The organism is Sphingomonas sp. CROZ-RG-20F-R02-07 (assembly GCF_022662335.1).
Taxonomy (GTDB): domain Bacteria; phylum Pseudomonadota; class Alphaproteobacteria; order Sphingomonadales; family Sphingomonadaceae; genus Sphingomonas.
Map to the genome: position 1 here is coordinate 82,237 of NZ_JAKNQJ010000002.1, position 26,966 is coordinate 109,202.

The window sequence follows — 26,966 nt, forward strand, 5'->3', positions numbered from 1 at the left end:
CAAGCCGCTCAGGCCGCCTGACGCAAGTCCTGCATCGCGGCGGCGGCGATCGACAGGCTGTGCTTGCGGGCGTCATGATCGTAGATCGCGCTCGTCAGCATCACCTCGTCCACGCCGGTGCGCGCGACGAAGGCGCCGATCTCACGCGTGACCTTGGCCGGCGCCCCGATCGCGGAGCAGGACAGCACGTGATCGAGGATCGCATTGCCCTGCGCGCCGAGACTCTCACGATAACCCGCGACGGGCGGCGGGAGCTGGCGCGGATTGCCGGTGCGAAGTGCCACGAACGCCTGCTGCTGCGAGCTGGCCAGCAGTTCGGCCTCCGCGTCGGTATCCGCGGCGAAGACGTTGAAGCCCGCCATCGCATAGGGTCTGGCAAGCTGCGCCGAGGGGCGGAAGTCGCGGCGATAGATCGCCAGCGCCTGATCCAGCACATCGGGCGCGAAGTGCGAGGCGAAGGCATAGGGCAGGCCGAGCGCGGCGGCGAGCTGCGCGCCGAAGGTGCTGGAGCCGAGGATCCACATGTCGGGCCGCGCACCGGCGCCCGGCGTCGCGACGATCCCGGTCTGGCCGTCGTCGGCGAAATAGCTTTGCAGTTCGAGCACGTCCTGCGGGAAAGCGTTGGCGTCGGTCTCCAGCGTGCGGCGCATGGCGCGAGCGACGCGCTGGTCGGAACCGGGCGCGCGGCCGAGGCCCAGATCGATCCGGCCGGGGAACAGCGCGTCGAGCGTGCCGAATTGTTCGGCGATCGTCAGCGGTGCGTGGTTGGGCAGCATGATCCCGCCCGCGCCCACGCGGATGCTGCGCGTGGCGGCGGCGACATGGCCGATCACCACCGCGGTGGCCGCACTCGCAATCCCCCGCATGCCGTGATGCTCCGCGCACCAATAACGGGTGAAGCCGAGGCTTTCCGCGTGAACGGCAAGGTCGGCGGCTTTGGCGAGGGCCTGTCCCACGGTGCCGCCTTCGACGACGGGGACGAGATCGAGCAGAGCATATCGGGTCATGGAGCGAAGATGGGGAGGCGACCGGGCAAGGTCCAGTGCGCCCGGCCTCGCGGGCCTCAGAACCCCAGTGCGTAGCGGACGGCCAAGCCATAATCGGGTGCGAGCGCGGCGACGTTGCCGGGATCGCGCCGCCAGAACAGGTTGGTCTGGATCGAGCCGGCATAGAGCGGCCGGCTATAGCGCGCCTCGACATCGACTTCGCGGCCGGTGGGCGAGAGGTTCAGCCGCTCGGTTGTCCATCCCGTCACCGCGGCGCTGGCATAATCATAGGCGGTGGGCAGCGCCAGATCGAGCCCGCCATGCGCGACGCGGAGCGGCTGCGCCACGCGCAGGCCGACGCTGTCATGGCCGAAGACGCCATCCTTGCCGATATCGGCCGCATAGGAATCGGTCCGCAGCGCTCCACTGCCCGGCAGGTCACTGCGCAGCGCGGCGCCGGTCCAGCCCTGACGCATCGATCCGCCGAGCGACCAGCCGGCGCCCATGTCGAAGCGGGCGGCGGCATCGACGAACCAGCTCGACGCATGTGCACCGCCCAGGCCGCTGCCGAAGCTCGCCCCCAGCACGGTGTCGTGCTCGTCCAGCCGACTGGCGGTGACCAGCATGGCGAGCGCGCCGAAATGCCGGTCGAGCGACAGGCCATACCGCGCATAGCCGGTGCGCCGCCACCGCTCGGCACCCGCCAGCACGTCGACGTCGCGCGGCGACAGCACCGCGCCCGTCTCGCCCTCCACCGATACGCCCCAGGCGCCGAATTGCTGGCGCAGCGCGCTCGCGCCCTTCGCTGCGGTGCCGAAGCCCGTGCCGTCGTCGCGGGCGACCAGAAAGGCGGGCGAGGATTGGCCGGCGAGTTGGGCTGTGATCCCGCTTGCGCCGCTCGCGAAGGCGAAGCCGAACGCGGCGCCGCTGCCCAGCCGCTGAGTCACGGTGCCGGCGATCGCGCGCGCCATCTGCGCGTCGGTGCTGGTGAGCGTGGTGCGTTCGATCCCGACATCGCCGTTGATGCGCGGCGCGAGCGTGAGCGAGACGGTCATGCCGTTGGCGCTCATGCCGACATTGCGCTGGGTCGATTGCAGCATGGCCGCCAGGCCGCGCTGCGGCTGCGCGCGCCGGAGCGTCTGTGCGAGATCGAGCGAGAAGGCGCGGCTATAGCCATCGAGGATCACCGCACCCAGCGCGCCCGAGGTGGCATCGCCCATCGGCGCGGAGAGCGTGCCGTTCACCGCGGTGGAGACCGCCTGTTTCGATCCGGCCACGCGCACCGTGCCGGCGGGCTGGAACGCCTTGGTGAGATCGAGCACGCCCTGGCCGTAGATCGGGTCGACTCCCGCATCGCCGGCGTCGCGTGCGGTGGAGAAGAGCAGGTTCACGATCTGCGCGCCGGTCAGGTTCGGAAAGGCCTGCGCGAGCAGCGCCACCGCACCCGCGATCTGCGGCGTTGCGAACGACGTGCCCGACCAGAGATAGGCGGTGCCGGTCTGGTCGGGCGCGCGGACGCGCTCGCCCACCGCGGCGAGATAATGTTGCGCGGTGTCGCCCGCGCGGTTGCTGAAGCTGGAGATCGCATCGGCCCCCGCGGTCGCGCTGCTGTTCGCGCCAACCGACCCCGCCACGATCACGAGATTGCGCGATACCGCGGCGTTGTTGGCGAACTCGGCGGAAGCCTCGGGATTGGCGGTGCCGTCATTGCCCGCCGCGATCACGATCACGATGCCGGCCGCGGTCGCGCGGTTGATCGCGGCGATCAGCGCGTTCGAGGCAGCGTCCGCGCCGCCGAGCGAGATGTTCACGACCCGCGCGCCGTTGGTGCGCGCCAGATCGACGCCGCGCGCGATATTGTCGTCGTTGAACGAACAGTTGCTCCCGTCGGTGCTGGTGCTCGCCGCCGCCGATGTGCAGGTGCCCGGCGTGTCCGCCCGCAGCACCAGCACGGTCGAGTCGAACGCGACGCCTTCGGTTCCCGTGCCGTTCATTCGCCCAGCGAGCGTGAACGCCACCGCCGTCCCATGGCCGCTTGCGTCGACGATCCCCGAACCTCCGGCGACGTTTTGCGAGGCGGGCGAGATCCGGTCGCCGAATTCCGCGCTGCCGGTGTCGATGCCGCTGTCGATCACGGCGGCGACCACGCCCTTGCCGGTCGCACCGGCGTTATAGGCGGCCAGCGCGTTCATCGACGTCGCGCCCACGGTCGCGCGATATTCGGCGGTGTCGTAGCTGGTCGTGGCGGTGGGGGTCGGCGTCGCGGTTGGTGTGGGTGTGGGTGTGGGTGTCGGGTCCGGGGTGGGGGTCGAGACCGGGGTCGGTGTGCTGTTCACGCCACCGCCACCGCCGCAACCCGCGAGCATCACGCTCGCGCCGATCGCCGCCGTGTGCATCCACCACGCCCTGATTCGCGCCATGCCCCGTCCCCTACGCCCCGCCGCCCTCACCCCGGGCGGCACCGGCACGTCATAGCGTTCATCGGTTTGCCGTCCGTTAAGCACGGCCATCATGCGCGCTTCTTGCCGCCGAGGATATGCCTGCCTACAGCCGGCGCGTGATCGCCGCGCTCGCCTCCATCCGCACCTGGATCTTCGATCTGGACAACACGCTGTATCCGGCGCGCGCCAATCTGTTCGCCGGGATCGATGCGCGGATGACCGCCTTCATCGCGAATCGGCTGGGTGTCGATCCCACCGCGGCGCACCGCATCCAGAAAGGCTATTTCCTCGATCACGGCACCACCCTGTCGGGGCTGATCGCCGAGCACGACGTCGATCCGCACGAATTCCTCGCCTATGTCCATGATGTCGAGATGGGCATGCTGGAGGAGGACGCGCCGCTTGCTGCCGCCATCGCCCGGTTGCCTGGCCGCAAGCTCGTCTTCACGAACGGCGATACGCCTTATGCGATCAGGGTGCTCGGTCGCCTTGGCCTCGGCGAAAGCTTCGAGGCGATCCACGACATTCACGCCATGGGGCTCGTGCCCAAACCGCACCCGAGCGCCTACGCCGGGCTGTGCGCCACCCTCGCGATCGACCCCGCCACGGCGCTGTTCGTCGAGGACATGGCGCGCAACCTAAAGCCGGCCAAGGCGATCGGGATGACGACGGTGTGGATCGACAACGGCTCCGAACAGTCCGCCGATCCCGATCGCAGCTATATCGACCATATCGTCCACGACCTGCCGACATGGCTCCACCAGATATTGGAACCCGCATGACCGACCTCGCCACCACGATCGATGCCGCCTGGGACGACCGCGCGAGCCTGGGTCTCGATACGCAGGGCCCCGTGCGCGACGCGGTCGAGGCGGCGCTCGCGTTGCTCGATTCGGGCGAGGCGCGGGTCTCGGAGCCGGACGGCGATGGCTGGCGCGTCAACCAGTGGCTGAAAAAGGCGGTGCTGCTGTCGTTCCGCCTCAACGACAATGCGCTGGTCGAGGGTGGTGCGGCCGGGGCACCGGCGTTCGACAAGGTGCCCTCCAAATTCGCCGGCTGGGGCGATGCCGAATTCCGCAACGGCGGGTTTCGCGTCGTGCCGGGCGCGGTCGTCCGCCGCGGTGCCTTCATCGGCAAGGGCGCGATCCTGATGCCCAGCTTCGTGAACATCGGCGCGCATGTCGGCGAGGGGACGATGGTCGATACCTGGGCGACGGTCGGCTCGTGCGCGCAGATCGGGCGCAACGTCCATCTGTCGGGCGGCGCGGGTATCGGCGGCGTGCTGGAGCCGCTGCAGGCAGATCCGGTCGTCATCGGTGACGGCGCGTTCATCGGCGCGCGCGCCGAGGTGGCCGAGGGCGTCCGCGTCGGCGAGGGCGCGGTGCTGTCGATGGGCGTGTATCTCGGCGCATCGACGAAGATCGTCGACCGCGCGACGGGCGAGGTGTTTCGCGGCGCGGTTCCGCCCTATGCGGTGGTGGTGCCGGGTTCGATCGGCGGGGGCGACGGCAAGCCCGCGCTCTATTGCGCCGTGATCGTCAAGCGCGTCGACGCGCAGACGCGCAGCAAGACCAGTATCAACGAACTGTTGCGGGATTGACGGCTCGACAGCGGGGAGCCGGCTGCTTATCGAACGCGCAAACAGCATGAGGGGAACGCCATGACCGCCGCCAGCCAGGTACTCGACCGAGTCCTCGTGCTCGAAATGGTCCGCGTGACCGAGGCGGCGGCGATCGCCGCTTCCACGCTCGTCGGGCGCGGCGACGAGAAGGCGGCGGATGCGGCGGCGGTCGAGGCGATGCGCGAGGCGCTGAACTCGCTCTACATGGACGGCACCGTGGTGATCGGCGAGGGCGAGCGCGACGAGGCGCCGATGCTCTTCATCGGCGAGAAGGTGGGCTCCGCGATCGGCAAGGGCCCCAAGATCGACATCGCGCTCGATCCGCTGGAGGGAACGACGATCTGCGCCACCGCCGGGCCGAACAGCCTCGCCGTGCTGGCGATCGCCGAAGAGGGCGGCCTGCTCAACGCGCCCGACGTCTATATGCACAAGATCGCGATCGGGCCGGGCTATCCCGAGGGGCTGATCGATCTCGACCGGACGCCGACTGAGAATGTCGTCGCGCTGGCCGCCGCCAAGGGTGTGGCGCCGGGTGACATCATCGCCTGCGTGCTGGATCGTCCGCGTCATGCCGACCTGATCGCCGAGCTGCGCGGGCTGGGCTGCGGGATCATGCTGATCGGCGACGGCGACGTGGCGGGGGTGATCGCGACGACCGATCCCGAGACGACGATCGACATCTATATCGGATCGGGCGGCGCGCCCGAGGGCGTGCTGGCCGCCGCGGCGCTGCGTTGCGTCGGCGGGCAGTTCAAGGGGCGGCTGATCTTCCGCAACGACGACGAGCGCGCGCGCGCCGCCAAATGGGGCGTCACCGATCTCGACAAGCAATATGACCTGACCGAGCTGGCTCGCGGCGACTGTATCTTTGCGGCGACCGGCGTGACCGACGGGTCGCTGCTCGCGGGCGTGAAGCGCAAGGGCGGCAAGATGACGACCGAAAGCGTCGTGATGCGCGCGTCGTCGGGCACCGTGCGCTGGGTGAAGGGCGAACACCGGATCTGATCCGGCGTGCTTGCCGGCGCGCTGCTGATCGTCGCGCTCGGCGCGCTCGGGTGGTTCCAGCGCGGCGACCGGCGCGAATTCGCATTCTTCAAGGCGCTGGCGGCGAGCGATGCGCGTCAGCAGCGGTTTCGCCTGTGGATCGTGAAGGCGGCGATCGCGTTCGCGATGCCGGCGTTGGTCGGGCTTGCATGGCTCGGGCGTCTGGACGCGATCGCTCTCCTTCCGCCGGAGTTCGATCCGCTGCGCGCGGCACTGCCGTCCTTCCATCATGGCACCGGCTCCTTTTTGTGGGGCATGGTCGGCGGGGCCGCGGTGGGCGGTGTCGGCGTGGCCATATGGGCGGCGGTGCGGCGGGGGCGGGGGCGGGGGATGCCTGGGCCGATCGGCGATACCGCCGCGCTGATGCCGCGCAACCGGGCGGAGATCGGCCATGCGGCGCTGCTGTCGATCACGGCGGGGATCACCGAGGAACTGGGGTTCCGGCTCTATCTGCCGCTGCTCGTCGCGCTCGTCACCGGCAGCGCGGGGCTGGGGTTCGGGGTCGCGACGGTCCTGTTCGCGGCGATGCACCGCTATCAGGGCTGGGCCGGTATTCTTGCGACGGGCGCGATCGGCGTGCTGCTGGCGGCGATCTATCTGGTGACCGGAAAGCTGTGGGTGGCGATGCTGCTCCATATGCTGATCGATCTCAACGGGCTGGTCCTGCGCCCGCTGCTCGGCGGCGCGGGGCGGGTCAGCGCTTCAGGCGCCAGCCCGTCTTGAAGATCCACGCGATGATGGCGAGGCACAGCGCCAGGAAGCCGGCCGTCACCGCGAGGCTGAGCCCCACGTCCACATCGCCCTTGTCGAAGAAGCTCCAGCGGAAACCGCTCACCAGATAGACGACCGGATTGAACAGGCTGACCGTCCGCCAGGGCTGGGGCAGCATGTCGATCGAATAGAAGGCGCCACCCAGAAAGGTGAGCGGGGTGATGAGCAGGGCGGGCACGAACGACAATTGCTCGAACCCGTTCGCCCACACCCCGATGATGAAGCCGAACAGGCTGAACGCGATCGCGGTGAGCAGCAGGAACGCGATCATCGCCCCCGGATGCGCGATCCGCAGCGGCACGAACAGCGAAGCGGTGGCCAGGATGATGAGGCCGAGGATCACCGATTTGGTCGTCGCCGCGCCGACATAGCCCAGCACCATCTCCATCGCCGAGACGGGCGCCGACAACAGCTCGTAGATCGTGCCGGTGAATTTGGGGAAGTAGATGCCGATCGAGGCGTTGGCGATGCTCTGCGTCAGCAGCGACAGCATGACGAGGCCGGGCACGATGAAGCTGCCATAGCCGACGCCGCCCACCTGGCTCATCCGGCTGCCGATCGCGCCGCCGAAGACGATGAAATAGAGCGAGGTCGTCAGCACCGGCGTGACGAGGCTCTGCCACAAGGTGCGCAGCGCGCGCGCCATTTCGAAGCGATAGATCGCCCAGACGCCATGAAGGTTCATCGCACCCGCTCCTCGACCAGATCGACGAAGATGTCCTCGAGGCTCGACCGGCTGGTTTCCAGATCGTCGAAGCCGATGCCAAGCTCGCCCATCCGGCGCAGCAGCGAGGGGATGCCGGTATGCTCGCCGCGCGCGTCGAAGGTGTAGCGCAGGCGGCGCCCGTCATCGGCCAGCGCCAGATCCCAGTCGCCAAGACCTTCCGGCACCGCCGTCATCGGCACCTCCAGCCGCAATTCCAGCGCACGCTTGCCGAGCTTCGTCATCAGCGCGCGCTTCTCGTCCACCAGCAACAGCTTGCCGCCCGCGATGACACCGACGCGATCGGCCATCTCCTCGGCCTCTTCGATATAATGCGTCGTCAGAATGATCGTGGTGCCGCGCGCGCGAAGCCCGTGCACGAGCTTCCACATGTCGCGCCTGAGCGCCACGTCGACGCCCGCCGTGGGTTCGTCGAGGAACAGGATCTCGGGCTCGTGCGCCAGCGCCTTGGCGATCAGCACGCGGCGCTTCATCCCGCCCGACAGCGTCATGATCTTGGCGTCGCGCTTGTCCCAGAGCGAGAGGTCGCGCAGCACCTGCTCGATATAGGCGCTGTGGCCCGATCGTCCGAACAGCCGCCGGCTGAACGTGACGGTGGCGAGCACCGTCTCGAACATGTCGACGTTCAGCTCCTGCGGCACGAGCCCGATCCGCCGGCGCGCGGCCTTGTAGTCGCGGATCGCATCGTGCCCGTCGACCGTGATCGTGCCCGACGACGGCGTGACGATCCCGCAGACGATGCTGATGAGCGTCGTCTTGCCCGCGCCGTTCGGCCCCAGCAGCGCGAAGATCTCGCCGCGCGCGATCGCCAGATCGACCGTGTGGAGCGCGGTGGTGCCGCCGTCATAGGTCTTGGAAACGCCGGCGATGCGGAGGATCGGTTCGCTCATCTTGTCCCCCGTGCGGCGGCGATCGCCGCCTCGACCGTCTCGATCGGCAGCGCACCGGCCAGCACCTGATCGCCTACCACCCAGGCGGGCGTGCCCGCCATCCCCAATTGCCGGGCGAGCGCCAGATTGGTGCGGATCGCCTGCGTCACGGCGGGGGTGGAGCCGGCCGTCGCCAGCGCCTGCGGATCGAAGCCCGCGGCCCGCGACGCGGCGGCGAGGCTGGCCGGCGTGATCGGCCCGGCGGCGTAGAGCGTGTCGTGGAACGGCTTGAACTTGCCCGCCAGCGCCGCCGCCACCGAAAGCTGCGCCGCGGTGCCGCTCTGTTCGGACAGCACGGGCAGGTCGCGGAACACCACTTTCAGCTTCGGATCGCGCGCGACAAGTTGCTGGATCATCGGCAGGCTCGCGCGGCAATAGCCGCAATTATAGTCGTAATATTCGACGAGCGTGACGTCGCCCTTGGGGTTGCCGATCCAGGCATCGCCCACCGGCGTCACGATCTGCGCGCGGTTGGCGGCGATCACCTGGCCCGCGTCGTTCGCGCGCAGCTTCTCCATCGCCTCGGGGATGATCTGCGGGTTGGCGAGCACATAATCGTGGACGATGCGCTCGGTGCGCGCGCGCTGATCGGTACGGTCGTACGCGAGCAGCGCAAGGCTGCCGCCGATCGCGCCGAGCAGGGCGGCGGTGAGGAGAGGCCAGGATTTCATCGGCGTTTCTTGTACTTCTTGGGATTGTCGTCGAATTCGTTCTGCGCCGCGGTGGCGATGTCCTGCGCGCGGATCCAGTCGGTCGAATTGGGCGGCAGGTTGGCCAGCGCATCGTGCGCGCTGCGGTTGGCGGTGCGCAGGTCGCCCGTCAGGCTCGCCTGTTCGGCGGTGGCGAGCGCGGCGCGCGCGCTGTCGCCGCTGGCCTCATAGGCGGTGCCGAGCTGATACCAGGCGAAGGGATTGTCGTCGTCGCGCCCGACGGCGGTGCGCAGCACGCGGATCGCCTCGGGATAATTGGCGCGCTTCTCGGTCGCGATCAGCGCATGGCCCAGCGTCGTCGCGATCAGCGGATTGTCGTGGCTGCCCGCGACCGCCGCGCGGAGCGGCGCGAGCGATTCCTGCGGCTGCCCGGCCTCGAGCAGGATCTGACCCTGGATTTCGAGAAAATAGGGGTCGGCCGGATCGGCGCGGACGAGCGCGTCCGCCTCGGCGGCGGCTCTGTCGGGATAGCCGGCCTTGTGATAGGCATAGGCGCGCGCATAATGCGCATAGATCGTCGTGTCGGTCAGCGGATAGTCGCGCAGCGTCCGTTCGGGGCTGAGCACATAGCCTTCGAGCTTGGCCTTCACCCGCTTGAAGCGCTCCTCCAGCGGGCGGTCGGGCGGGTTGTTCCACGCCGGCGACGCCTGAAGATCGGCAGACAGCGCCTGGATGCGATCGCCCGACAGCGGGTGCGTCTGCATGTACGGATCGATGTTCTTCAGGCCATAGGCATATTCCTCGTTCTGCAATTTCTTGAAGAACGCCAGCATGCCCTTGCCCGAGATGTTCGCGCCGCGCAAAAAGCGTGCGCCGGTGGCGTCCGCGGTCGATTCCTGCACGCGGGAAAAGGCGAGATATTTGCCCAAAGCGGCGGACTGGCCCGCCGCCATGATCCCGGCGCCCGCATCGCCGCTGCCCGCCGCCATCGCGGCGAGGCCCAGCACCATCGACAGGATCTGGATGCCGAGCGCGGGCCGCGTGCCGCCGTCGGACAGGATGACATGGCCGTCGGCGACATGGCCCAGCTCGTGCGCGATCACGCCCTGCACCTGATTGGCGTTGTCCGCCGCCTGGAGCAGGCCGGAATTGACATAGACGGTCTGCCCGCCCGCGGTGAAGGCGTTGATCGCGGGATCGTTCAGCAGCACGACCTTGGCGTTGCGCGGCGACAGGCCGGCGGCGACGATCAGCGGGTCCGCCATCTGCTTGAACATCGCCTCGGTCTCGGCATCGCGCAGGATCGACTGGGCGGCGGCGGGCTGCGCGGCCAGCAGGAACGCGGCGGCGCAGGCCGCGACGATGCGGCGGATCATGCGGTTTCGCCGATGGCGAAGTGGAGGAAGTGGAGGCGTGCGCGCCGGTTTCCACTTGCCCCGCCAGGGACGGTTCCCGCGTGGGTGCGGCGGGCGGAGGACGGGGCGGCCATGCCGCGCATAGCAGCAGATTTCGGCGATGTAGGACAGCGGGAAATGGCGGGCGTCATGGCGGGGAAGGCTGGATCATGGCGCGTGAATGGCCCGTGAAGCGGGCGTGTCGTGTACCCCCACTTGTACCCCGGCGAAGGCCGGGGAACAGGTGGGGGACGCTGCTTGGCAAAGCGTGGCGCCTGTCATCGGCCTCCCCCACCTGGGCCCCGGCCTTCGCCGGGGAACAGGGTGGGGGAGAGCCAAGGCCACATGCCCCGGCCGGGCCCTCCCGCGCCGAAGCGCGGGAGGGTAGGGCGGTCACGCGCCGAAGGTGCGCTGCCACCAGCCGCGGCGGGGCTGTTCGCCCGCGCCGGTTTCGGCGGGTTCGGCCTCCGCGGGCGCCTCGGGGGCGACCTCGGGTTCGGCCTCGGTCTGCGGCGAGAGCGCGGAGACCGGCGCACCTTCGTCGGCGGCGTCGGCGATCGGCGTCTCGGCCTTTTTGCGGCGCGTGCGCTTGGGCTTCGCCGCTTCGTCGACGACGGGTGCCGCCTCGGTCGCGGGCGCTTCGACCGGCTCGGCCGCGGCCTTGCGCGGGCGACCGCGCTTGGGCTTGGGCGCCTCGTCGGCCGGTGCTGCCTCGATCACCGGTGCGGGCGCGGCGGCACGGGCACGCGGACGGCGGCGCGTCTTGGGCGCCTCCGCCTCGGGCTCGGTCACCGTCTCGGGCTCGGGCTCGGGCTCGACTGGTTCGGGCGTCGCCGCCACCGGGGTCGGCTCGGCCTCGACGGGCGTCGCATCCTCGGCGAGCGCGTCGATCGTCACCTCTCCGGCGATCTCGGCATCTTCCGAGCGCGGCGCCTGCTCGCGCGCGTCGTCGCGGCGACCGCCACGGCGACCGCGACGGCCACGACGGCGGCGGCCTTCGCCTTCGCCGGCGGGCTGTTCGCCACCGTCACGGGCTGGTGCCTCGGCGGCTTCGTCCTCGGCCATGTCGGTCGCGTCGCCCGTATCGAGCGCGGTGCCCTCGGCCTCGTCGCCTTCGCTCTCGGCGTCGGTCCCTTCGGCGCCCTCGCCCTCGCCCTCGGGACGCGCACGGCCGCGACGGCCGCGACGGCGGCGGCGCTTCTTGCCGCGCGCATCGTCGCCCTCGCCACGCTCGTCGCGACGTGCGGTCTCGCGCGGCTCGCGGGCGTCCTCGACGGGCTCGTCGTCGGCCTCGACCTCCTCCTCGTCGAGCTCCAGCTCCTCGGGATAGTCCTCGTCGTCATCCTCAAGGATGAGCGCCTCGATCTTGGGGGCATGCTCGGGCGGCGGGCCGCTGGCCTCGACCGACATGCGCGCGCCCTCTTCCTCGCGGTCGGGCACGATCTCGACGACCACGCCATAGCGGTCCTCGATCTCGGCGATGTCGGCACGCTTGCGGTTGAGCACGTAGATCGTCGCTTCGTGGCTCGCGCGCAGCGTCAGCACCGAGCCGCGACCGCGGGCGGCCTCGTCCTCGATCATGCGCAAGGCCGACAGGCCTGCCGACGAGGCGGTGCGGACGAGCCCGGTGCCCTCGCAATGCGGGCAGGCGCGCGTGGAGGCTTCCAGCACGCCGGTGCGCAGGCGCTGGCGGCTCATCTCCATCAACCCGAAGCTGGAAATGCGGCCGACCTGGATGCGCGCGCGATCGTTCTTGAGCGCCTCCTTCATGCACTTCTCGACCTTCCGGACGTTGGAATTGTTGTCCATGTCGATGAAGTCGATGACGACGAGGCCCGCCATGTCGCGCAGGCGGAGCTGGCGGGCGATCTCGGTCGCGGCCTCCAGGTTGGTCGCGGTCGCGGTCTGCTCGATATTGTGCTCGCGCGTCGACCTCCCTGAGTTGATGTCGATCGACACCAGCGCCTCGGTCGGGTTGATGACCAGATAGCCGCCCGATTTGAGCTGCACCACCGGGTGGTACATCGCCGAGAGCTGCTCCTCGACGCCGGCGCGCTGATAGAGCGGCACGGCATCGGCATAATGCTTCACCTTGCGCGCATGGCTCGGCATCAGCAGCTTCATGAATTCGCGGGCGTGGCGATAGCCGTCCTCGCCCTCGACGATCACCTCGTCGATATCCTTGTTGTAGATGTCGCGGATCGCGCGCTTGATGAGATCGCTGTCGCCATAGACGAGCGCGGGCGCCGCCGACTTCAGCGTCTCCTCGCGAATGCCGTCCCACAGCCGCGCGAGATAGTCGAAGTCGCGCTTGATCTCGACCTTGGTGCGCTGCAGCCCGGCGGTGCGAACGATGCAGCCCATCGAGGGCGGCAACTGCATGTCGGCCATGATCGACTTCAGCCGCTTGCGATCGCCCGCGTTGCTGATCTTGCGGCTGATGCCGCCGCCATGGCTGGTGTTGGGCATCAGCACGCAATAGCGGCCGGCCAGCGACAGATAGGTGGTGAGCGCCGCGCCCTTGTTGCCGCGTTCCTCCTTCACGACCTGCACCAGCAGCACCTGGCGGCGGCGGATCACGTCCTGGATCTTGTAGCGGCGGCGCAGGTTCATCCGGCGCTCGCGCAGCTCCTCGACCGCCTCGCTGTCGGCCGACTTGCCGCGGCGCTTGGCCGCGGGCGTGCCGTCCTGGCCCTCCGAATCATGGTCGTGCTCGTCATGATCGGGCTCGTCCTCGAACCCGTCCCCGTCACCCTCGTGATCGTCGCCGTCGTGATCGTCGTCATCCTGCTCGGCGCGCAGCGCGGCCTCTTCGGCGGCGTGCTCGGCCTCTTCGCGCAGGAGCGCGTCGCGATCCTCCTTGGGGATCTGGTAGTAATCGGGATGGATCTCGCTGAACGCGAGGAAGCCGTGGCGGTTGCCGCCGTAATCGATGAACGCCGCCTGGAGCGACGGTTCGACGCGGGTCACCTTGGCGAGATAGATATTGCCCTTGAGCTGCTTGCGCTCGGCGCTCTCGAAATCGAATTCCTCGATCCGGTTATTCTTGACGACGGCGACGCGGGTTTCTTCCCGGTGGCGCGCATCGATCAGCATGCGTGTGGTCATAATGATGTCTCCACGCGCGCGCCGGGCCGTGGGGCTGCCGTCGCGCGCGATGATGTGGTGCGGCGGAGCTGGGCTCCGTCCCGCGGATGAGCGAAGATGCCTCTGTCCGCCGCGCAGCCTCGGGCAAGCGGCCCGGAAGCGCCCGCGCGACGACGACCCGTCCGGCGAAAGCCGGTCGGTCGGTCGAGCGGGGGGAATGCGTCATGCGTACGTCAACCTGGTTGGCGCCGCCCGAAACAGGGCGGCCCGTCGGCACCGGCGTGTCGCCGGCCGCAATCGCGCGAGCGATCAGGCGGAAGAACGACACATGGGTGCAACGACCTGACTAGCATCGCGCTCGCACAATCGCAACCGGCGGTAAGTTGCCGCATTGCCGGCAAAAACATGCCGAATTGCCGGTTAACCGGTTCGGGAAAGGCCCTCTTCGCGCCTCGCTGCCTATTCCGTGGCTCGACAACGATCAAAGGCTCGAAAGGGGTTCCATGGTTTTTCGCTGGACCGACCGGCCTGCGGCGCGGCATCTGCGCCGGGTGGCTGCGTTGTTCGCCTTGCTGTTCGGCTGGTTCGGCGCGCTGCCGTCCTTCGCCGCGACGATCGAGCGCGTCGCGGTGCGCGGCGGGCGGGTGATCGTCGACTTCGATTCGCGCGTCGACCGCGCGACCACCATGGTGGTGGACGGGCGCAACCAGATCGCGATCGACGTGGGCGACGCCGCGCCCGGCGCGGCGGCGACTGGCGCGGGGATCGTCAGCCGCGTCCGCCAGACGCGCACCGCGGACGGTACGCGCATCCTGCTCGATCTCGCCAAGCCCGCGATCGTCTCGGACGGTGGGTTCGACAGCGCCGGGCGTGAACTCACCCTGTCGCTCCAGCCGGTCGATGCCGCCGCCTTCACCGAAGCCGGGATCGCCGGGCCGCTGAACTTCTTCCCCTTCCGCTGGGGAACGCGGCCGGGTGCGCGCTACAAGGTGTCGGTGCCGGTGCCGCCGGCGGCCAAGGCGCCGCCGCTGCCCCGCGTGGCGGGCGACGACACGCGGCCGCTCGTCGTGATCGATCCCGGCCATGGCGGCGTCGATCCCGGTGCGATCGGCCCGTCCGGGCTGCGCGAGAAGGACGTGACGCTGCGCGTCGCCAAGGCGATCCGCGACGAATTGCTGGCGAGCGGCCGGGTGCGCGTGGCGCTGACCCGCGACGACGACCGCTATCTCGTGCTGCGCGAACGCTATGGCATCGCGCGGCGGCTGCACGGCGATCTGTTCATCTCGATCCATTGCGACAGCGTGGGGGCAGGCGATGCGACCGGCGCGTCGGTCTACACGCTGTCGGACGTGGCGTCGGACAAGGAGGCCGCCCGGCTGGCCGCGCGCGAGAACAAGGCCGACATCATCTCGGGCGTGAACCTGGGCGACGCGCCGGCCGACGTCTCGTCGATCCTGATCGACCTGACGCAGCGCGAGACGATGAACTCGTCCGCAGGCTTCGCCCGGCTGCTGGGGCGCGAGGCCAAGCCGCTGATGCCGCTGAAGGCGAATTTCCACCGCATGGCGTCGCTGATGGTGCTGAAGGCGCCCGACATGCCCTCGATCCTGTTCGAGACGGGCTATATCTCGAACCCCGCCGATGCGAGCTTCCTCGACAGCGCCGATGGCCGCCACCGGATCGCGGAAAGCGTGACCAACGCGGTGGAGGCGCATTTCGCGCGGCGCATGGCGGCGAAATAGGCTAGCCGCGGGGCGGGCGCCGGCCCGGTGCCCATGGGGTGACCTTCGCCGGGCAGAGCCGGAAGGTCGAGCCCGATATGGCGAATGCCCGTCGTGAACGGACCATCAGCCGCAGCGTTTCGGTGCTGCGCGTGCCCGGCCCCACGCCCACCCCGATGCAGGAATTGGCCAGCATGTAATGCGCGCCATGCCGCGCCAGCACGCGGATGCGGCAGGCATGCGAATGCGGATCGCCCAACCCCACGCCGTCATAGCTGCGCATCACCGCGAAGGGCGGATCGGCGCACGGGGTGCCGGCCTCGACATAGATGCCGTGCGCGAGCGGCAGCGGCTCGGCAAGCGCCGCCGCGGGCCCTTCCAGCGCGCCGAGCGTGAAGGCGAGGGTGAGGACGAGGTGTGACGGGCTTCGCATCGGATGAGTCCTTTTCCGTGTATCTGACCCCCATCGATCGGTGCTTTCAAGCCTGCGCGAACCTGCTAGATGCGGGCGCCAGTCCATGGCGTCCGAAGCTCCTCCTCCCGCACGATCCCGGCTCCGCCGCGCCTGGGGGCGCTGGTGGGTGAAGCTGCTCGTCATCGTCGCGGCGCTCGCCGCGATCGGCTATGCGCTGCTGTGGGTGATCGTCATCCGCCACTTGCCCTCGGTCGATTCGCTGCGCGCCTATGAGCCGCCGCTGCCGACCAACGTGCGCGGCATCGATGGCACGCCGATCCACAGCTATGCCCGCGAACGCCGCGTCGAACTGGGCTATGCCGAATATCCGCCGCTGCTGATCCGCGCCTTTCTGGCAGCGGAGGACAAGTCGTTCTTCGAGCATCACGGCGTGGATTTCACCGGCCTTGCCGGCGCGGTGATCGACTATACGTCGAAGATCGGCACCGGCCGGCGGGCACGGGGTGGCTCCACGATCACCCAGCAGGTCGCCAAGAACCTGCTGATCGGCAACGAATATTCGCCCACCCGCAAGTTGAAGGAGGCGATCCTCGCGATCAAGATCGAGGACACGCTGACCAAGCCGCAGATCCTCGAACTCTATCTCAACCAGATCGCGCTCGGCCGGAACGCGTTCGGCGTCGAGGCCGCGAGCCACGCCTATTTCGACAAGGAACTGACCGAGCTGGATCTGGCGCAGCTCGCCTATCTGGCGATCCTGCCCAAGGGGCCGTCCAATTACGATCCGGTGCGCAACGCCGATCGCGCGCTCGTGCGGCGCAATTACGTGCTGGGCGAGATGCTGAAGAACGGCTTCATCACCCGCGCGCAGCATGACGAGGCGGTGGCGGAGCCGCTCGGCACCGTGCTGCGGCGCAAGCCCAAGTTCGAGGCGGTGGGCGGCTATTTCGTCGAGGAGGTCCGCCGCCAGTTGATCGACAAGTTCGGCGAGACCGCACGCGACGGGCCGTACGGCGTCTATCAGGGCGGGCTGTGGGTGCGCACCTCGCTCGACACGCGGTTGCAGGATCTGGCCGCGCAGGCGCTGCGCGACGGCCTGCTGCGCTACGATCGCGGGCGCGGTTGGGCGGGGCCGATCCGCCATGTCGAGATCGACGGCGACAATTGGCTCCAGCCGCTGCTCAACACCAATATCGGGCTCGATTATTCGGACTGGCGCGCCGCGATCGTGATCGCGCGCGATCCCGAGGGCGCGCGGATCGGCTTTGCCGACGGCCAGACCGGCACGCTGCCGCGCTACGCGGCGCAGATGCCGGTGCGCGGGCGCGGCGGCAGCGCGTTCGGCGCGATCAAGGCGGGCGACATCATCGCGGTGGCGCCCGAGGGCGGCGCCTGGGCGCTGCGCGCGGTGCCCAAGGTCTCGGGCGGCTTCGTGGTCGAGGAGCCGGGCACCGGCCGCGTGCTGGCGATGCAGGGCGGCTTCGACAACCGCTTGCAGGCGTTCAACCGCGCCACGCAGGCCGAGCGCCAGCCGGGTTCGACGATCAAGCCGATCATCTATTCCGCCGCGCTCGACAACGGCATGACGCCCGCGACCATCCTGCTCGACGCGCCGTTCTGCGTCTATCAGGGCGCGCGGCTCGGGCAGAAATGCTTCAAGAATTTCGGCAACGAGGGCGGCTCCGGCCCGCACACCATGCGCTGGGGCATCGAACAGTCGCGCAACCTGATGACGGTGCGCGCCGCCGCCGCGACGGGCATGCCCAAGGTGGTGGAGCGGATCAAGGCGATGGGGATCGGCAGCTTCCCGCCCTATCTCGCCTATGCGCTGGGTGCGGGCGAGACGACCGTCGCGCAGATGGTGAACGCCTATTCGATCCTGGAGAATAACGGCCGCGGCAACACGCCGACGCTGATCGATTTCGTGCAGGACCGCCACGGCAAGGTGATCCTGCCCGAGAACTGGCGCGCCTGCGACGGCTGCAACGCGCCCGACTGGAACGGCAAGGCGATGCCGCGGCCGCCGTCGCACCTGCGCCAGGTGATCGACGCGATGACCGCCTATCAGATGGTGCACATCACCGAAGGCGTGATCCAGCGCGGCACCGCGGTGACGCTCGCCGATCTCAACCGCCCGATGTTCGGCAAGACGGGCACCAATTCCGGCCCGACCGACGTGTGGTTCGTCGGCGGCACGCCGCAGTTCGTGGGCGGCCTCTATATCGGCTACGATCACCCCGTGAGCCTCGGCGGCTATGCGCAGGGCGGCACGATCGCGGCGCCGATCTTCAAGCAGTTCGCGATCAAGGCTTATGAAGGGCTGGAGAAGATCCCGTTCCGCGCGCCGCCGGGCATCCGCATGGTGCGGATCGATCGGGCGAGCGGCCGGCCGGTCTATGGCGCCTGGCCGGACATGAGCGACCCCCGGCCGGCGGTAATCTGGGAGGCGTTCAAGCCCGAAAGCGAACCGCGCCGCGCGGCGCGCCGCGAGGCGACGCCGGGCGCGACGCCCACCGCCGCGCCGCGCGCCAAGGCGGCAAGCGACAGCGATTTCTTGCAAAGACAGGGCGGAATCTACTAGCGCCCATTCCTATATAGCGTGGTGACCCGCCACATCGACGTCATCCCCGCGCACGCGGGGACCCATCTTCCCCGGTCCCTCGATCGAACGGTACGAGATGGGTCTCCGCTTTCGCGGGGATGACGGCAAAGGAGATTACCGATGCGCGCCGAAGCGCAGGCCCATGTCGACACCATCAACGATGCGCTGGCGCTGCTGCGCCGGTTCCTCGATTGGGACCGCGCGCTGCGCCGGCTCGACGAGCTGAACGCGCGCGTCGAGGATCAGGCCCTGTGGAGCGATCCCAAGGCCGCGCAGGAGGTGATGCGCGAGCGTCGCCGGCTGGACGAGGCGATCACCGCGACGCGCGCGATCGAGAGCGAGCTGGCCGACACCGTCGAGCTGATCGAGATGGCGGAGGCCGAGGGCGATACCGCGATGGAGACGGACGGCGTCGCCGCGCTCGCCGAGCTCGCCGCACGGTCGGACCGCGACAAGGTGAAGGCGCTGCTGGCGGGCGAGGCCGACGGCAACGACACCTATGTCGAGGTGAATGCGGGCGCGGGCGGCACCGAGAGCCAGGACTGGGCGGGCATGCTCAGCCGGATGTATTCGCGCTGGGCCGAGCGCCACGGGCTGAAGGTCGAGCTGATCGACCAGCATTCGGGCGAGCAGGCCGGGATCAAATCGGCCACGCTGCTGCTGAAGGGCGAGAACGCCTATGGCTATGCCAAGACCGAAAGCGGCGTGCACCGCCTCGTCCGCATCAGCCCTTATGACAGCGCGGCGCGGCGCCACACCTCGTTCGCGAGCGTCTGGGTCTATCCCGTCGTCGACGACAATATCGAGGTCGAATATAACGAAAGCGACCTGCGCATCGACACCTATCGTGCGTCCGGCGCCGGCGGCCAGCACATCAACACCACCGATTCGGCGGTGCGCATCACGCACATCCCGACCGGTATCGTGGTCCAGTGCCAGAACCAGCGATCGCAGCACAAGAACAAGGCGGAGGCCTATAACCAGTTGCGCGCGCGGCTCTACGAACGCGAACTCGCGATCCGCGAGACCGCGGCCAATGCCGAGAATGCGGGCAAGACCGATATCGGCTGGGGCCACCAGATCCGCTCCTATGTGCTGCAGCCCTATCAGATGGTGAAGGACCTGCGTACCGGCGTCGTCTCCACCAGCCCGTCCGACGTGCTCGACGGCGATCTCGACGCCTTCATGGCGGCCGCGCTGTCGCAGCGCGTGACGGGCGAAGTCGCCGATGTGGAGGACGTGGATTAAGTGCCGGTCGCGCGTTTGCCCCTGTCCCCGCCTCGAACGCGCTTTCCGCTCCGGACGCGGCACGGGGTGGCCGTGGCGATCGCCCTTCTCCTCGCCGCGTGCGACGGCTCCAAGCCGCTGATCCACCACGAACCCGAGCAGCCCGGCCCCTTTCCCGCCGCCGATCGGCCGGTCGCGGGGATCGTCTCGTCGCGCTGGTCCACCGAGGAGGATCGCGACCGGCTGAACGAGGCGCGCGAGGTGATGGACAAGGGTGGCGTGGCGCGCGGCATGACCGTCGCCGATATCGGTGCGGGCGAGGGCTATTACACGATCCGCCTGGCCGCCCGCGTCGGCAAGACCGGCCGCGTGCTGGCCGAGGACATTTTTCCCGCGGTGCGCGATACGCTGGCGGAGCGCGCGGCGCGCGAGCGACTCGACACGGTCAGCGTGCGGCTCGGCGAGCCCGACGATCCCAAGCTGCCGCCCGCCAGCTTCGATCGCGTGCTGATGGTGCACATGTATCACGAGATCGCGCAGCCCTATGCGTTTCTCTGGCACCTGCGCCCGTCGCTCAAGCCCGACGGGCTCGTCGTCGTGGTCGATGCCGATCGCCCGACGCAGAATCACGGCACGCCGCCCGCCCTGCTGAAATGCGAGTTCGCCGCGGTCGGCTATGCGGAGGTGGCCATGAAGGACATGCCGTCCGCCGGCGGCTATCTCGCCACCTTCCGCGCGGTCGGCCCGCGCCCCGCGCCCGCCGCGATCAAGGCCTGTCGCCTGGGCTGAGGGCGTGGCTTCACCCTACAGCATCCCCATCGCGCGCATGCTCGTCGCCGCCTCGCCCGCCAGCACCAGATGGTCGAACAGCACGACCCCCACCGCGTCGAGCGTCCGCGCGAGCAGGCGGGTATAGGCGTGATCGGCGCCGCTCGGCTGCGGATCCCCGCTGGGGTGGCCATGCACCAGCACGACGCGCGCCGCGCCGAAGCCGATCGCGTCGCGCACCACGGTGCGCAGCGGCACGACGAGATGGCTCCGCCCGCCGGCGACGTGACGCAGCGCGAGAAGCCGCCATTTCGGATCAAGATACGTCACCGCGGCGATCTCGCGCGGCGCCCGGCCGATCCCGGCGAAGCGGCGGGCGAGCGATTCGGCGTCGAACGGGGCGGGCGGCGGCGTCACGCACCCGGGTGCCCGCCGGCCCCGGTCCGCGCACGCGCAACCGCCTCCGTTCCGGCGCTTGGCGGATCGCGATCGCCCGCGTAGGCAGGCGGCCATGCGCCAATATCTCGATCTCATGGACCGCGTGCTCTCGACCGGCGTCGAGACGATGGACCGCACCGGCACCGGCACGCTGAGCGTGTTCGGCGCGCAGATGCGCTTCGATCTGGCGCAGGGCTTTCCGGTGCTGACCACCAAGAAGCTTCACCTGCGCTCGATCATCGTCGAGCTGCTGTGGTTCCTGCGCGGCGACACCAATGTGCGCTGGCTGCAGGAGCGCAAGGTGGCGATCTGGGACGAATGGGCGGATGCAGAGGGCGATCTCGGCCCCGTCTACGGCAAGCAGTGGCGCGACTGGGTGGCGGCGGACGGCCGCCATGTCGACCAGATCGCCGAGCTGATCGCGCAGATCCGCACGAACCCCGCCTCGCGCCGCCAGATCGTGACGGCGTGGAATCCGGGCGACCTGCACGCGATGGCGCTGGCGCCGTGCCATTGCCTGTTCCAGACGCATGTCGCGAACGGCCGGCTGAGCCTGCAGCTCTACCAGCGGTCCGCCGATATCTTCCTGGGCGTGCCGTTCAACATCGCGAGCTATGCGCTGCTGACGCACATGCTGGCGCAGCAATGCGGGCTGGAGCCGGGCGAGTTCATATGGACCGGCGGCGATTGCCACCTTTATGCCAACCATCTGGAGCAGGCGCGGCTGCAACTGACGCGCGATCCCGGTGCCTTGCCGCGGCTGGAGATCCGGCGCCGCCCGCCGTCGATCGATGCCTATGACTATGAGGATTTCGTCCTCCACGATTATGTCGCGCAGGCGCATATCAAGGCGCCGGTGGCGGTGTGATCGTGCTTCACGTCGCCCGCGCGGACAATGGCGTGATCGGCCGCGACGGCGTGCTGCCGTGGCGTATCCCCGCCGACCTGAAGCGCTTCAAGGCACAGACGATGGGCCGGCCGATGGTGATGGGCCGCAAGACGTTCGAGAGTTTCCCCGCGCTGCTGCCGGGCCGGCGCCACATCGTGTTGACCCGCGACACGGGATGGCGCGCCGAGGGCGCGGAGGTGGCGCATTCGGTGGCCGAGGCGCTGGCGCTGGTGGGGCCGGACGCGGCGGTGATCGGCGGCGCGGAAATCTATGCGCTGCTGCTGCCGCATGCCGCGCGGATCGAACTGACCGAGGTGCATGCCGCGCCCGTGGGCGACACGGTGATGCCGCGCTTCACCGGTTGGCGCGAGATCGCGCGCGCGGATCATCCGGCGGAGGGCGATCGCCCAGCCTATAGCTTCGTCACGCTGGAGCGCTAACGCGCCGCCTCAGCCGAGCGCCGCGCGCACCCGCGCCGCGACCGCATGGCCGTCCTCGCCCGCCTGCCGCATCGCCGCCAGCGACGGCGCGCCGGTGCGCTTGGCGAGGCGCACGCCGTCCGGGCCCGTCATCAGCGGATGGTGGTGATAGCGCGGCGTCGGCAGCCCGAGCAGCGCCTGCAACAGCCGGTGGACATGGGTGGGGGCGAACAGATCGTCGCCGCGCACCACGTCGGTCACGCCCTGCGCGGCATCGTCTACCGTCACCGCGAGATGGTAGCTGGAGGCGGCATCCTTGCGCGCCAGCACCACGTCGCCCTGCGCGAGCGGATCGGCCGCCACGGTCTCGCCATGGTCCGTCCAGATCAGCGGCCCCGCGCGCGTGTGCGCCGCCGCCATGGCGAGCCGCCACGCATGCGGCCGTGCGGGATCGGGCGCGACTAGCTCGCGGCAGGTGCCCGGATAGACCGCCACGGCGCCGTGCGGCGCGGACGCGCTGGCCGCGATCTCGGCACGGGTGCAGAAACAGGGATAGACGAGGCCCCGCGCTTGGAGCGTTGCGAGCGCGTCGTCGTAAAGCGCGGTGCGCTGCGACTGGAACGACAGGCCGTCCCATGCGAGCCCCAGCCAGGCCAGATCGTCGAGGATTCCGGCGACATGCTCGGGGCGCGAGCGGGCGCCGTCGATATCCTCGATCCGCAGCAGGAAACGCCCGCCGCGCCCGCGGGCGAAATCATGCGCGCGGATGGCGGAGGCGGCGTGGCCGAGATGCAGCCGCCCCGTCGGGCTCGGCGCGAACCGCGTGACGATGGCGCCATCCGCCCCTTGACCCGCCATCCCGGCCCGTGCTGTCATGCCTCTGTCATCGCGATCGGCCATGCCGCGTGCAAGGCCATGATGTGGGAGGAGCCGTGTTTCATCCCGACCTGATCCGCCATCCGGAGGGCTGTCCGGCGCTGGTGCTGAACGCCGATTACACGCCGCTGTCCTATTATCCGCTGTCGCTCTGGCCATGGCAGACGGCGGTGAAGGCGGTGTTCCTTGATCGCGTGGATATCGTCGCGCATTACGAGCGCGAGGTGCACAGCGCCAATCTGGCGATGAAGCTGCCATCGGTGATCGCGCTGAAGCAGTTCGTGCGCCCCTCCGAATTTCCCGCCTTTACCCGCTTCAACCTGTTCCTGCGCGACCGTTTCGCCTGCCAATATTGCGGCCATCACGGCGATCTCACCTTCGATCACGTCATCCCCCGCGCGCAGGGCGGCCGGACGACCTGGGAAAATGTCGTCACCGCCTGCGCGCCGTGCAACCTGCGCAAGGGCGGCCGCACCCCTAAACAGGCATCGATGCCACTCTACGTCACCCCGATCCGGCCGACGAGCTGGCATCTGCAGGAACATGGCAAACGCTTTCCCCCGCACTATCTGCATGGCACATGGCGCGACTGGCTCTATTGGGATGTCGAGCTGGAGGCATAGGCGCCGCTGGGCGGTGGGGGACGGGCGAATGCGGTGGACGACGATCGCGGTGCTGGCAGGCGCGATGCTGATCGCGGGTTGCGGGCCGACGAAGAAGGAAAAGCGCGCGATGGCGGATGCCCGCGCGGCGAACTTCGTGCCGCCCTCGGTTACCTCGCGCGCCGATTTCGGCCGCCAGATGGAACGCCGCTTCCACGAACTCGATCACAATGGCGACGACGTGCTGACCCCCGACGAATATCCCCGCCGCGACTCGAAGCTCGCCGGGCTCGACCGCAACCATGACGGGCGGATCACGCAGGGCGAGTTCAGCGAGGGCATGATGGCGCGCTTCGACAAGGCCGATCTCAATCACGATTCCGCGGTGACCTCCGACGAGCGCGCGGTGCTGGCGAACGAGCGCTAGGGCGCGGCGACGCGAATCGATCCCGCCTCGAACCGTTCGTGCCGGGCGTGTCGAAGCATTCCCAGGGCCGGTGGGCGTCCGTGTGTGGAACAGGTCCCCTTTGTCGGAGATCGGTACAGGCTTCGACGAGCTGAGGTCGAACGGCGTGAGAGACGCCACCACCACAGGTCGGCCCTCGCCAATCCGCGATTGACCCGGATCGCGCGGCATCGCAGCATGCGGGCATGACCATACGCCCGCCGATCGCCAACAATCCCGATGTCCGCTATCTCGGTGCGCTGCTCGGCCGCGTGATCCGCGATCATGGCGGCGAGTCGCTGTTCGAGGCGACGGAGGCGATCCGCAAATCCTCCGTCGAGCGATACCGCGACGGGGCGGACGGCGCGCCCGCACCCGACGTCGCGCTCGGGCGGCTCGGCCTCGACGAGACGCTGGCGTTCGTTCGCGGCTTCATGCTCTTTTCGATGCTCGCCAACCTCGCCGAGGATCGCCAGGGGATCGCCGCCGAGGAGGGCGCGACGCTGGCCGCGGCGCTCGATCGGCTGGCGGGCGAGGGGATCGACGGCGACGCGGTGCTCGACCGGCTGGGCCATGCGCTCGTCGCGCCGGTGCTGACCGCGCACCCGACCGAAGTGCGCCGCAAGAGCATGATCGATCACCGCAACCGTATCGCCGAGCTGATGCTGGTGCGCGATGCGGGCGCCGAGACGACGCCCGAGGGCGACCTGGTGGACGACGCGATCCTGCGCCAGATCGCCCTGCTGTGGCAGACGCGCGTGCTCCGCCGCGAGAAGCTGGTCGTCACCGACGAGGTGGATACCGCGCTCAGCTATCTGCGCGACGTATTCGTGCCGGCGCTCCCCGCGCTCTATCAGCGCTGGGATCGCGCGCTCGGCCGTCGCAGCCCCAGCTTCCTCAAGCCCGGAAGCTGGATCGGCGGCGACCGCGACGGCAACCCGTTCGTCACCGCCGATTCGCTGAAGGTGGCGCTGGCCAAGGCGAGCGAGGCGGTGCTCGTCTCCTATCTCGATAGCGTCCATGCGCTGGGCGCCGAACTGTCGATCGCGTCCGCCGATGTCGATGCCGGCGTCGCGGCGCTGGCCGAGGCGAGCGGCGATGCCGCGCCCAGCCGCAGCGACGAGCCCTATCGGCGCGCGCTGTCGGGCATCTATGCGCGGCTGGCGGCGACTCACGTCGCGCTGACCGGCCGGCTCGCGCCCCGGCCCGGTGCGCTCAAGGGCGAGCCCTATCCCGATCCGGCGGCGTTCCGCGCCGATCTGGCGACGATCGCGCATGCGCTGGCCGCGGATGGCGGCGCGCTGTCGAGCGGCGGAGCGCTCGGCCGGCTGATCCGCGCGGTCGAGATCTTCGGCTTCCACCTCGCCACGCTCGATCTGCGGCAGAATTCGGCGGTGCACAAACGCGTCGTCGCCGAATTGCTGAAGGCGGCGGGGGTGGAGCCGGACTATCTGGCGCTCGACGAAGACGCGCGCGTGCGGCTGCTGCGCGCCGAACTCGCCAGCGCCCGGCCGCTCGCCAGCCCCTATATGGACTATTCGGACGAGACGCGGGGCGAACTCGCGATCGTGCGCGCGGCGGCCGAGGCGCATGCGCGCTATGGGCCGGCCTGCATTGCCAACTACATCGTCTCGATGGCCAAGTCGGTGAGTGACCTGCTCGAGATCAACCTCCTGCTGAAGGAATTCGGCCTCTACCGGCCCGGCGATCCGGCGAGCGCCGCGATCATGGCGGTGCCGCTGTTCGAGACGATCGAGGATCTGGAGGCGGCGCCCGAGGTGATGGCGGCATGGTTCGCGCTGCCCGAAATGGCCGCGGTCGCGCGCGCGCGGGGCCATCAGGAGGTGATGATCGGCTATTCCGACAGCAACAAGGACGGCGGCTATCTCACCTCCACCTGGAGCCTGTCGAAGGCGTCGACCGCGCTGAAGCCGGTGTTCGAGGCGGCGGGCGTGCGCATGCAGCTCTTCCACGGCCGCGGCGGCGCGGTCGGGCGGGGCGGGGGCAGCGCGTTCGCCGCGATCCGCGCGCAACCTGCGGGCACGGTGCAGGGCCGCATCCGGATCACCGAACAGGGCGAGGTGATCGCCGCCAAATACGGCACCCGCGAAAGCGCGATGACCAATCTGGAGGCGATCGCCGCCGCCACGCTGCTCGCCACGCTGGAGCCCGAGCCGCTGTCGCCGTCCGAAAGCGCGCGCTTCGCGGGCGCGATGGACATTCTGTCGGCCACCGCGTTCCATGCTTACCGCGACCTCGTCTATGGCACGGAGGGCTTCCGCACCTTTTTCCGCCAGATGACGCCGATCGCCGAGATCGGCAGCCTGAAGATCGGCAGCCGCCCCGCGAGCCGCACCAAGTCCGACCGGATCGAGGATCTGCGCGCGATCCCCTGGGTGTTCAGCTGGGCGCAGGCGCGCGTGATGCTGCCGGGCTGGTACGGCGTCGGCGCGGCGCTGGCCGCGTTCCCCGACAAGGGGCTGCTGGTGGAGATGGCTGAGGGCTGGCCGTTCTTCGCCGCCTCGCTGGCGAACATGGAGATGGTGCTGGCGAAATCCGACATGGGGATCGCCGCGCGCTATGCCGAGCTGGTGGAGGATCCCACGCTGCGCGGGATCTTCGGCACGGTGCGTGACGGGTGGCAGGCGACGCATGACGGCTTGCTCGCCGCGACCGGCCAGACGCGGCTGCTCGCCAAACATCCGCAGCTCGAGGCGTCGATCCGGCTGCGCCTGCCCTATATCGAGCCGCTGAACCTGCTCCAGATCGAACTCCTCAAACGCCACCGCGCGGGCGAGGAGGATCCGCGGATCGGCGAGGGCATCCTGCTGTCGATCAACGCCATCGCGACGGCGCTGCGCAACAGCGGGTAGATCGTCGCCGTTATCGGGAGCGGTTCACGCGGAGGCGTGGAGGC

Annotated in this window: 23 protein-coding genes; 13 read left to right on the top strand and 10 right to left on the bottom strand. The window is 69.4% G+C overall.

Going from position 1 to position 26,966, the window contains the following annotated elements:
- Nucleotides 1-8: 8 nt before the first annotated feature.
- Together L8H00_RS04270 and L8H00_RS04275 are read right to left on the bottom strand one after the other, a co-directional pair.
- Nucleotides 9-1,007: an LLM class flavin-dependent oxidoreductase gene (locus L8H00_RS04270; protein WP_242096006.1), complete on the bottom strand. Its 999-nt coding sequence runs from the start codon at nucleotides 1,005-1,007 to the stop codon at nucleotides 9-11.
- 56 nt (nucleotides 1,008-1,063) lie between these two features.
- Nucleotides 1,064-3,406, bottom strand: a complete 2,343-nt coding sequence (locus L8H00_RS04275) for a S8 family peptidase (RefSeq protein ID WP_242096007.1) — start codon at nucleotides 3,404-3,406, stop codon at nucleotides 1,064-1,066.
- A gap of 137 nt (nucleotides 3,407-3,543) precedes the next feature.
- Between L8H00_RS04275 and L8H00_RS04280 the strand changes: the two genes are divergently transcribed.
- The 4 genes from L8H00_RS04280 to L8H00_RS18935 are packed head-to-tail and all read left to right on the top strand — an operon-like array spanning nucleotide 3,544 to nucleotide 6,815.
- Nucleotides 3,544-4,209, top strand: a complete 666-nt coding sequence (locus tag L8H00_RS04280; RefSeq protein ID WP_242096268.1) for a pyrimidine 5'-nucleotidase — start codon at nucleotides 3,544-3,546, stop codon at nucleotides 4,207-4,209.
- On the top strand, nucleotides 4,206-5,027 hold the full coding sequence (gene dapD, locus L8H00_RS04285; protein ID WP_242096008.1) for a 2,3,4,5-tetrahydropyridine-2,6-dicarboxylate N-succinyltransferase: 822 nt from the start codon (nucleotides 4,206-4,208) through the stop codon (nucleotides 5,025-5,027). The genes L8H00_RS04280 and dapD overlap by 4 nt, the downstream gene beginning before the upstream one ends.
- Before the next feature lie 60 nt (nucleotides 5,028-5,087).
- Nucleotides 5,088-6,053 carry a class II fructose-bisphosphatase gene (gene glpX, locus L8H00_RS04290; RefSeq protein ID WP_242096009.1) on the top strand — a complete coding sequence of 322 codons (966 nt, stop codon included), beginning with the start codon at nucleotides 5,088-5,090 and terminating at the stop codon, nucleotides 6,051-6,053.
- 6 nt (nucleotides 6,054-6,059) lie between these two features.
- Nucleotides 6,060-6,815: a CPBP family intramembrane glutamic endopeptidase gene (locus L8H00_RS18935; RefSeq protein ID WP_242096010.1), complete on the top strand. Its 756-nt coding sequence runs from the start codon at nucleotides 6,060-6,062 to the stop codon at nucleotides 6,813-6,815.
- On the opposite strand, the gene L8H00_RS04300 is transcribed toward L8H00_RS18935, so the two are convergent.
- The 5 genes from L8H00_RS04300 to L8H00_RS04320 form a co-directional block, all read right to left on the bottom strand.
- Nucleotides 6,787-7,548, bottom strand: a complete 762-nt coding sequence (locus L8H00_RS04300; protein WP_242096011.1) for an ABC transporter permease — start codon at nucleotides 7,546-7,548, stop codon at nucleotides 6,787-6,789. The genes L8H00_RS18935 and L8H00_RS04300 overlap by 29 nt on opposite strands.
- Nucleotides 7,545-8,477 (bottom strand): ABC transporter ATP-binding protein, encoded by a 933-nt coding sequence (locus L8H00_RS04305; RefSeq protein WP_242096012.1) that lies wholly within the window; start codon nucleotides 8,475-8,477, stop codon nucleotides 7,545-7,547. Before L8H00_RS04305 ends, L8H00_RS04300 begins: the two co-directional genes overlap by 4 nt.
- Nucleotides 8,474-9,187 (bottom strand): DsbA family protein, encoded by a 714-nt coding sequence (locus L8H00_RS04310; RefSeq protein WP_242096013.1) that lies wholly within the window; start codon nucleotides 9,185-9,187, stop codon nucleotides 8,474-8,476. The genes L8H00_RS04305 and L8H00_RS04310 overlap by 4 nt, the downstream gene beginning before the upstream one ends.
- Nucleotides 9,184-10,542 carry a M48 family metalloprotease gene (locus L8H00_RS04315; protein ID WP_242096014.1) on the bottom strand — a complete coding sequence of 453 codons (1,359 nt, stop codon included), beginning with the start codon at nucleotides 10,540-10,542 and terminating at the stop codon, nucleotides 9,184-9,186. Before L8H00_RS04315 ends, L8H00_RS04310 begins: the two co-directional genes overlap by 4 nt.
- Before the next feature lie 411 nt (nucleotides 10,543-10,953).
- Nucleotides 10,954-13,656, bottom strand: a complete 2,703-nt coding sequence (locus tag L8H00_RS04320; RefSeq protein WP_242096269.1) for a ribonuclease E/G — start codon at nucleotides 13,654-13,656, stop codon at nucleotides 10,954-10,956.
- A gap of 494 nt (nucleotides 13,657-14,150) precedes the next feature.
- Between L8H00_RS04320 and L8H00_RS04325 the strand changes: the two genes are divergently transcribed.
- Nucleotides 14,151-15,389, top strand: coding sequence for an N-acetylmuramoyl-L-alanine amidase (locus L8H00_RS04325; RefSeq protein ID WP_242096015.1), 1,239 nt, complete (start codon nucleotides 14,151-14,153; stop codon nucleotides 15,387-15,389).
- A 1-nt stretch (nucleotide 15,390) separates the two neighbouring features.
- Here L8H00_RS04325 and L8H00_RS04330 read toward each other — a convergent pair whose 3' ends face one another.
- Nucleotides 15,391-15,801: a hypothetical protein gene (locus L8H00_RS04330; protein WP_242096016.1), complete on the bottom strand. Its 411-nt coding sequence runs from the start codon at nucleotides 15,799-15,801 to the stop codon at nucleotides 15,391-15,393.
- A gap of 85 nt (nucleotides 15,802-15,886) precedes the next feature.
- Between L8H00_RS04330 and L8H00_RS04335 the strand changes: the two genes are divergently transcribed.
- From L8H00_RS04335 to L8H00_RS04345, 3 genes are all read left to right on the top strand, one after another.
- A complete protein-coding gene (locus L8H00_RS04335) occupies nucleotides 15,887-18,364 on the top strand; it encodes a transglycosylase domain-containing protein (protein WP_242096017.1) in 2,478 nt (825 codons plus the stop codon).
- Nucleotides 18,365-18,505: 141 nt separating this feature from the next.
- Nucleotides 18,506-19,633 (top strand): peptide chain release factor 2, encoded by a 1,128-nt coding sequence (gene prfB, locus L8H00_RS04340; protein WP_242096018.1) that lies wholly within the window; start codon nucleotides 18,506-18,508, stop codon nucleotides 19,631-19,633.
- Nucleotides 19,634-19,699: 66 nt separating this feature from the next.
- A complete protein-coding gene (locus tag L8H00_RS04345; RefSeq protein ID WP_242096019.1) occupies nucleotides 19,700-20,401 on the top strand; it encodes a methyltransferase domain-containing protein in 702 nt (233 codons plus the stop codon).
- Nucleotides 20,402-20,416: 15 nt separating this feature from the next.
- On the opposite strand, the gene L8H00_RS04350 is transcribed toward L8H00_RS04345, so the two are convergent.
- Entirely contained in the window at nucleotides 20,417-20,797 is a 381-nt protein-coding gene (locus L8H00_RS04350) for a JAB domain-containing protein (protein ID WP_242096020.1), read from the bottom strand.
- A 94-nt stretch (nucleotides 20,798-20,891) separates the two neighbouring features.
- On the opposite strand from L8H00_RS04350, the gene L8H00_RS04355 reads away from it, so the two are divergent.
- Together L8H00_RS04355 and L8H00_RS04360 are read left to right on the top strand one after the other, a co-directional pair.
- Complete coding sequence (locus L8H00_RS04355) at nucleotides 20,892-21,686, top strand: thymidylate synthase (RefSeq protein WP_242096021.1); 795 nt, start codon at nucleotides 20,892-20,894, stop codon at nucleotides 21,684-21,686.
- On the top strand, nucleotides 21,683-22,147 hold the full coding sequence (locus tag L8H00_RS04360; protein WP_242096022.1) for a dihydrofolate reductase: 465 nt from the start codon (nucleotides 21,683-21,685) through the stop codon (nucleotides 22,145-22,147). Before L8H00_RS04355 ends, L8H00_RS04360 begins: the two co-directional genes overlap by 4 nt.
- A gap of 9 nt (nucleotides 22,148-22,156) precedes the next feature.
- Here the strand turns inward: L8H00_RS04360 and gluQRS are convergent, their stop codons facing one another.
- Complete coding sequence (gluQRS, locus tag L8H00_RS04365) at nucleotides 22,157-22,984, bottom strand: tRNA glutamyl-Q(34) synthetase GluQRS (protein ID WP_242096270.1); 828 nt, start codon at nucleotides 22,982-22,984, stop codon at nucleotides 22,157-22,159.
- Nucleotides 22,985-23,058: 74 nt separating this feature from the next.
- Here gluQRS and L8H00_RS04370 point away from each other — a divergent pair, with 74 nt between their 5' ends.
- The 3 genes from L8H00_RS04370 (at nucleotide 23,059) to ppc (ending at nucleotide 26,922) form a co-directional block, all read left to right on the top strand.
- The gene (locus L8H00_RS04370) at nucleotides 23,059-23,625 is read left to right on the top strand and encodes an HNH endonuclease (protein WP_242096023.1); all 567 of its coding nucleotides are present in this window, start codon (nucleotides 23,059-23,061) and stop codon (nucleotides 23,623-23,625) included.
- 28 nt (nucleotides 23,626-23,653) lie between these two features.
- On the top strand, nucleotides 23,654-24,031 hold the full coding sequence (locus L8H00_RS04375) for a hypothetical protein (protein ID WP_242096024.1): 378 nt from the start codon (nucleotides 23,654-23,656) through the stop codon (nucleotides 24,029-24,031).
- A 224-nt stretch (nucleotides 24,032-24,255) separates the two neighbouring features.
- Nucleotides 24,256-26,922, top strand: coding sequence for a phosphoenolpyruvate carboxylase (gene ppc / locus L8H00_RS04380; protein ID WP_242096025.1), 2,667 nt, complete (start codon nucleotides 24,256-24,258; stop codon nucleotides 26,920-26,922).
- The last annotated feature ends 44 nt before the right edge of the window (nucleotides 26,923-26,966 follow it).